Raw genomic sequence first — 6591 nt, 5'->3', positions numbered from 1 at the left:
TTCGTGAAGCCGGCCAGCGTCCGGAGTTCGGTTTCACGCCCAGGGACCATGTGGAGCTCGCTCGAACTCTGGGCTTGGTCGACTATGAGCGGGGCACGAAGCTCGGCGGCAGCGGCTTCTGGATCTACCGGGGTGACGGCGCGCTCCTGGAGTGGGCGCTGCTGAACCACTTCCTGGAGGCTCATGTGCGGGACGGCTATGAGTTCGTGTTGCCACCGCACATCCTGACCTTCGCGGCCGGGTACACGGCGGGCCAGTTCCCCAAGTTTGCGGAGGAGGTCTTCGCCTTGGAGCAGGGGGAGCACGGTCCGGAGCGGTTCCTGCTACCGACCGCGGAGACAGCGTTGGTCAATCTGCACCGGGACGAGACGCTGCCCGAGTCGGAGCTGCCTCGGAAGTACGTCGCGTACACGCCGTGCTATCGCAAGGAGGCCGGCGGCTATCGCACGGCTGAGCGGGGGACCCTGCGCGGTCACCAGTTCAACAAGGTCGAGCTGTTCCAGTTCACCCGCCCTGACGCCTCGGACGCCGCACACGAGGAGCTTCTCGGCAGAGCGGAGGACTTGGTAAAGGGACTGGGCCTGCACTACCGGATCACGCAACTCGCGGCCGGCGACACCAGCGCAGCGATGGCCAAGACGTACGACGTCGAGGTGTGGCTGCCGAGCATCGAGGCGTACGTCGAGGTCAGCTCGGTGTCGAATGCCCGCGATTACCAGGCGAGGCGTGGCAACATCCGCTACCGGCCCCAACAGGGGAAGTCGACGTTCGTCCACACGCTGAACGGCTCAGGTCTGGCCACGAGCAGGCTTGTGCCCGCGCTACTGGAGCAGCACCAGCGGGCCGACGGCACGGTGGAAGTACCCGACGTGTTGCACAAGTGGATCCCGAGCGGCGTCCTGACAGCACCGCCCTCGGCCTGAGCTGAGCGGGCTGTCTGTCGAACACTGAACGGGTGGGCCCCAGGTCAGAGTGCCCAACCACGCCGGTTGGCCAGCCATCGCAGTGTGACCTCTCCACACCACGTCTGGTGCTGGCGAAGATGCGGTGACCAGTCTGCTGCGGGCTGTCCGCCGGAGGTGAGGAAGAAACCGGAGAGAGCGGCGAGCGCCGCATCGAGTTGTTCGTCGGCGACTCCGCGGGCGGTGGGGTGCTGGGTGAACAGGGCGGTGGCGTCGTGTCCGTCGGCGTAGGCGGTGGCCAGGAGCAGGACGAGGTCGAACCAGCTTGCACCCAGGCAGGGCCAGTTCCAGTCGCAGATCCACGCGGCGCCGTACGCATCGATCAGCACGTTGTCCTGTCGTAGGTCGTGGTGGAGGACGGCATTGCCTGCGACGGCCTCCCGCCATCCGCTTTCCAGGCTGGCCAGCACGTCCAGTAGGTCGAGTGGTACCCAGGAAGGCAGGGCGTTCGTGGGCGTGGCGCCGCGGGCGAGGTTGCGCCAGTCGGCGAAGTCACCGCCGTCACCCACCGGCTTGAGGCCCACATGCTGGAGTGCTGTGGGTGGGGTGGAGAGTGCCTCTGCTGTGATCCTGTACGCGTCGAGAGTGGCCGTTAGCTCATCAGGCTTCCACGGTGTGGTGGGCATGCGGCCACCGGGGACAGCGTCGATGCCGAGAACGACCCATCCGTCGTGCTCCTCAATCCACTGCAGGCGTGGCGCCGGAATCTCTGCCGGGAGCGCCTGGTTGATCAACGCTTCCCTGCGGTAGGAGTCGGCCACCACGCTGTTGTCCAGGCTCTTGACCGCCTTGACGAACAGAGGTCCGAAGGCCCCGCGGAGTACAGCGGCGAAGCCGCTGGTAAATCCGCTCCCTGCGCTGCGCCCGGCATGTACCGAGCCTCCGAGGCGTCGGGTGATGAGCTGGCGAACGTCTTGTGGGAGGTCCTTCCAGTCTGGGCGTACCGCTGTGGCGTTGTACTGAAGGCGCGAGGTGATGATGTCGGGCATTCCGTCAGGATGGGCAGGGCGGTTGCAAGTTCCGGGATTGCGTAGGTCGTCCGAGTCCAGCGGGTGTTGACGCAGCAACAGCACAGGCACGAGACCGGTGATCATCAGGGTGTCTACGCCAGCTGATCACGTCGAGGTCCCGTGCCTGCCGCTCCATCCTCCCCGATCCCTGCCGCCCTGGCGAAACTGGGCCCCCTCCACCCGCGCGACATCGGCCGTCTGAGCGCCCACCTCCAGCGTGTACCCGACCCGCGTTCGCGTCGCGGGCGGTGGTATCCCCTGGTCGGCTTGCTGCTGATGTGTGCCTGCGCCGTCGTCTCCGGCGCCCGGACCATCACCGAGATCACCGAGTGGGGACAGCGCACCACCACTACGGTGCTGGAACACCTCGGCATCCGCCGCCACCTGCTCGGACGTCGACGCGCCCCGTCCCAAGCCACCCTCACCCGGCTCCTGGCCGCCCTCGACGGCGATGCCCTGGACGCAGTGATCGGCGCCTATCTGGCCGGACACGGCCACACCGACGCCGACATCACCGCCCTGGCACCGCGGCCGGCGATCGCGGTGGACGGCAAGGCGCTGTCCGGCTCCGCGCACCGGCAGCAGCGCCATCGGCACCTGCTGTCCGCCGTCACCCACGCTCCCACCGTCACCCTGGCCCAGCGGGAGGTGGGAGCCAAGACCAACGAGACGGCCGCCTTCCGCCCGCTGCTGGAACCACTCGACCTGGCCGGCACCGTGGTCACCTTCGATGCCCTGCACAGCGTCAAGGACCACGTGCGCTGGCTGGTGCAGGAGAAGAACGCCCACTACATCGCGGTGATCAAGGGAAACCAGCCGACCGCGTCGGCCCAGCTCAAAGCCCTGCCATGGGAGCAGATATCCGTGGCGCACACCGTCTCCGGGACCGGACACGGCCGGCGGGAGTCCCGCTCGGTCAAGACCATGGCCATCGCGGCGAACCTGGGCGGGATCGCCTTCCCGGAAGCGCGGCTGGCCTTGCGCATCCACCGGCGCCGCCAGGAGAGTGGCAAGCGGCAGACCCGGGAGACGGTCTACGCCGTCACCAGCCTCGACACCCACCAGGCCACCCCCGCCGACCTGGGCGGATACGTCCGCGGGCACTGGGGAATCGAAAATTCCAGCCACCACGTCAGAGACGTGGTGTTCGCCGAGGACGCCTCCACCGTCCACACCGGCAACGCGCCGCGGGCGATGGCCGCTTTGCGGAACCTGGCCATCGGCAGGCTGCGGCTGCTGGGAGCGGGCAACATCGCCAAGACCACCCGAGCGATCCGGGACGCACCCGAACACGCCGTCTGGATCTGGGGCATCACCGACAGCCCGCTCCTACCGGGAACTTGAAGCCGCCCTGCAGGATGGGGGAGCTGTGTTTCCCGGCGCCACGAAATTGTCACGCGGATCCGTGTCCGTGCATTCGCTGACTGAGCCTCGTAGGCTGCGCCCCGGGTAGCGTCATCATCAGTGCGACTGCACCTCCTCCTTCCTGGCGCCGTTGATCGTCGGGTGGCCGCACCTGCTTCCGAACCTGCCCACTGGCACGATCATGATCTACGCAGAAATCTCGCTGTCGTCTCGAGGCCCGGCTCGCTATCCTCCGTCGCAACGCGATGACGGAGACGAGTAGCCCGGGATCACGCGAGCCGAGAGAGCTGCTGGCAGCTGGGAAGGCAGCCTCGCGCCCCAGGGCGAAGACCCTCCTGAGTGCGGGGAGGAACGGCCATGTGGTCCTATGCCCCGCCGGCTGGCCCCGTTACCGGCCACGAATGAGGCCGCCACTGTCGAGTGGTGGTGAAGGCGTGGTGGAACCGCGAGTCCCCTTCTCGCCCGCGCCCCCAAGGGATCACCATGACGCCCTGGAGGGCTGCGATGATCCATACGACCGATCGTGTACTGGTATCCGACCTGCCCGAGCACTTGGGTCGAACCGTTTCCGTGTCGGGCTGGGCGCACACTCTGCGCCTGCTGAGTAAGGTCCAGTTCGTCGTCGTACGCGACCACACAGGCATGGTGCAGGTCACCCACCGGCGCGGCGGCGCAGGCGACGACATCGAGGCCGCCCTGCAGCAGCTCACGCCGGAGTCCGCGGTGCGGATCACCGGCCGCGTCGCCGAGAACCCGATCGTGAAGCTCCACAGCCTGGAGATCATCCCGGAGCGGGTCGAGGTCCTGAACCGGGCCGCGACACCGCTGCCCATCGACGAGCAGACGGGCCTGGAGCACCGCCTGGACTGGCGGTTCTTGGACGTACGCCGCCGTCCCGCCGCTCAGCTGATGTTCGCCGTGCAGACCACCCTTGAGCAGGGGATGCGCGAGTACGCCTATGCCCAGGGCGCCACGGAGATGCACACCCCCAAGCTCATGGGCACCGCCTCGGAGTCTGGCGCGGAGGTCTTCGAACTCGGCTACTTCGATCGCAGCGCCTATCTAGCCCAGTCGCCGCAGTTCTACAAGCAGATGGCGATCTCGGCCGGAATCGAGAAGGTCTTCGAGATCGGCCCCGTCTTCCGTGCAGAGCCGTCGTTCACCTCCCGGCACGCCACCGAGTTCACCGGCGTCGACGTCGAGCTGGCCTGGATTGACGGCGTCGAGGACGTTATGGCGTTCGAGGAGCAGATGCTCGCCCACGCCATCGCCAAGGTCGTCGGTGCACACGGCGATGCGGTCCGGGAGCAGTTCGGCGTGGAGATCACCGTCCCCACGACGCCCTTCCCCCGCATCACCATGGCCGAGGCGCACGACATCCTGCGCAAGGGCGGCTGGGACTCGGAAGGAACCAAGGAGGACCTGGACCCGGAAGGCGAGCGGAGCATCAGCGCCCACATCCAACAGGCCACCGGCCACGAATTCGTGTTCATCACCCACTACCCCGTGGGCATCCGGCCCTTCTACCACATGCGGCCGGCCGACGACCCGAGCGTGACCCTGAGCTTCGACCTGCTGTGGAAGGGGCTGGAGATCACCACCGGCGCCCAGCGCGAGCACCGCTATGACGTGCTGCTGAAGCAAGCCGCCGAGAAGGGCGTGAGTCCGGAGCCGATGCAGGACTACCTGAACGCGTTCCGGTACGGGTGCCCACCGCACGGCGGGCTGGGCATGGGCCTTGGACGCGTACTCATGGTCTTGCTCGGACTGGAGTCGATCCGCGAGGCCACCTTCCTCTTCCGCGGACCGAACCGGCTCACCCCATAGCTGGCCTCTGTGTATGGCTGGCCTAGCGTCGGGTTTCCCCTCAGGGGTCGCGTTCACTGAGAGCATGGACAGGTGAGTATTGAGGGAGTGAGGCGCTGGGTGCCGGCTCGTCCCGAAGATATAGCTGTCATGTTCGCTGCGGCCGACTTCCCGTGGTGGATCGCTGGCGGGTACGCGATCGAACTCGCCGTCGGCCGTGAGCTACGCCCGCACGGCGATCTCGATGTCCTCGTCCTCCGACGGGACCAAGCTCGCGTGCGCGGTCTCTTGACCGACTGGGACCTGTACGTGGCGGACCCACCTGGCATGGGGCGGCTGCGCCCGTGGCGTTCTGGGGAGACTCTTCAGCCGCCCCTCCACGACATCTGGTGCCGACGCACGCCTGAGGCACCCTGGTCCGTGCAGCTCATGCTGGACGAGGCGGAGGGCACCCATTGGGTCTCTCGGCGTACCCCACGGATCCGGCTTCCGATCGAGCGGTTGGGACGAAGAAGCGGGACTGGCATCCCCTACCTGGCGCCCGAGGTGCAGCTCTACTACAAGGCGAAGGCGACGCGGGAGAAGGATGAGACAGACTTCGAAGCGGTACTGCCGCTGCTCGGCGAACCTCAACGCATTTGGTTGGCGAACGCTATCGCGGTAACCGTGCCGGACCACCCATGGCGGCAGCGTCTTACGCCACCGGACGCACACAGATGAGACGTCGGCCGCCGAGCGCGGTCCGGGGTGACACGAAGGTGGTACGAGAGTTGTACAACCTGAAGCCCTGGCACTCCATGAGTGAACACTTGGTCGACGAGGCAATGGCGACGCCACGCTAACCAACCGCAGGCAGATCAGGCCGATTTCAGTGTCCACGACCAGTTCTTTAGCTCGTCGGGAGGGCGGTCTGATTACCCGACGCTGCCTCGTCCTCCGTCCGCAGGACGCACCGAGGTGTTACCGGCTCAGTGCGGCGTCGAGATATACCTGCACCGCGTCGAAGAGGCCGTATGGCACGTACGCGGGAATCTGGGCATGCCGGACCCATGCCACCTCAGCCAGTTCATCCTCGTCCGCGACGTAAGGAGCGCCGGACTCTACGACACAGGCCACGTAGGTCATCTTCCGGCCAGTCTTGGGGTGAACCCGTTCTCCGAGGACCTTGAGAGCGGTCACCTCCATGCCGACCTCTTCGCTCGTCTCTCGCACGGCTGCTTGTTCAGGGGTCTCCGTCGCCTCGATCTCGCCCGCAGGGAACTGCCACGACAGTTGACCTTCCGCGACCCGGCGACGAACCATGAGCACGGCGCCGTCCTGGACCACGATCGCGGCTGCGATGCCCGGTCGCTCTTGTGCCGTTTGCTCGGTCATACGTCTTCCTCCAGTGCTGCCAGCATCGGCGGGTAGATCGTGTCGACGGACATGAAGCGGCCCTGTAGGTTCTC

6 protein-coding genes are annotated in these 6591 nt (G+C 66.8%); 4 read left to right on the top strand and 2 right to left on the bottom strand.

The genetic code is table 11. From position 1 onward, the window contains the following. Positions 1 to 923, top strand: a 923-nt coding sequence (serS, locus tag AC5WS8_RS38855) for a serine--tRNA ligase (RefSeq protein WP_496108190.1), incomplete at its 5' end; no start/stop codon positions are given. Between the two features lie 44 nt (positions 924 to 967). On the opposite strand, the gene AC5WS8_RS38850 is transcribed toward serS, so the two are convergent. Beyond that, on the bottom strand, positions 968 to 2056 hold the full coding sequence (locus AC5WS8_RS38850; protein WP_496108189.1) for a phosphotransferase family protein: 1089 nt from the start codon (positions 2054 to 2056) through the stop codon (positions 968 to 970). 36 nt (positions 2057 to 2092) lie between these two features. Between AC5WS8_RS38850 and AC5WS8_RS38845 the strand changes: the two genes are divergently transcribed. From AC5WS8_RS38845 to AC5WS8_RS38835, 3 genes are all read left to right on the top strand, one after another. After that, positions 2093 to 3316 (top strand): ISAs1 family transposase, encoded by a 1224-nt coding sequence (locus AC5WS8_RS38845; protein ID WP_496108188.1) that lies wholly within the window; start codon positions 2093 to 2095, stop codon positions 3314 to 3316. A gap of 525 nt (positions 3317 to 3841) precedes the next feature. Continuing rightward, entirely contained in the window at positions 3842 to 5164 is a 1323-nt protein-coding gene (gene aspS, locus AC5WS8_RS38840) for an aspartate--tRNA(Asn) ligase (protein WP_496108187.1), read from the top strand. Positions 5165 to 5293: 129 nt separating this feature from the next. Next, positions 5294 to 5863, top strand: coding sequence for a nucleotidyltransferase domain-containing protein (locus tag AC5WS8_RS38835; protein WP_435612696.1), 570 nt, complete (start codon positions 5294 to 5296; stop codon positions 5861 to 5863). A gap of 240 nt (positions 5864 to 6103) precedes the next feature. Here the strand turns inward: AC5WS8_RS38835 and AC5WS8_RS38830 are convergent, their stop codons facing one another. Continuing rightward, positions 6104 to 6517 (bottom strand): NUDIX hydrolase, encoded by a 414-nt coding sequence (locus AC5WS8_RS38830; RefSeq protein ID WP_435612695.1) that lies wholly within the window; start codon positions 6515 to 6517, stop codon positions 6104 to 6106. Between the last annotated feature and the right edge of the window lie 74 nt (positions 6518 to 6591).

The organism is Streptomyces sp. PTL18, assembly GCF_059510295.1.
This window is presented reverse-complemented; position numbering and strand designations above follow the sequence as displayed.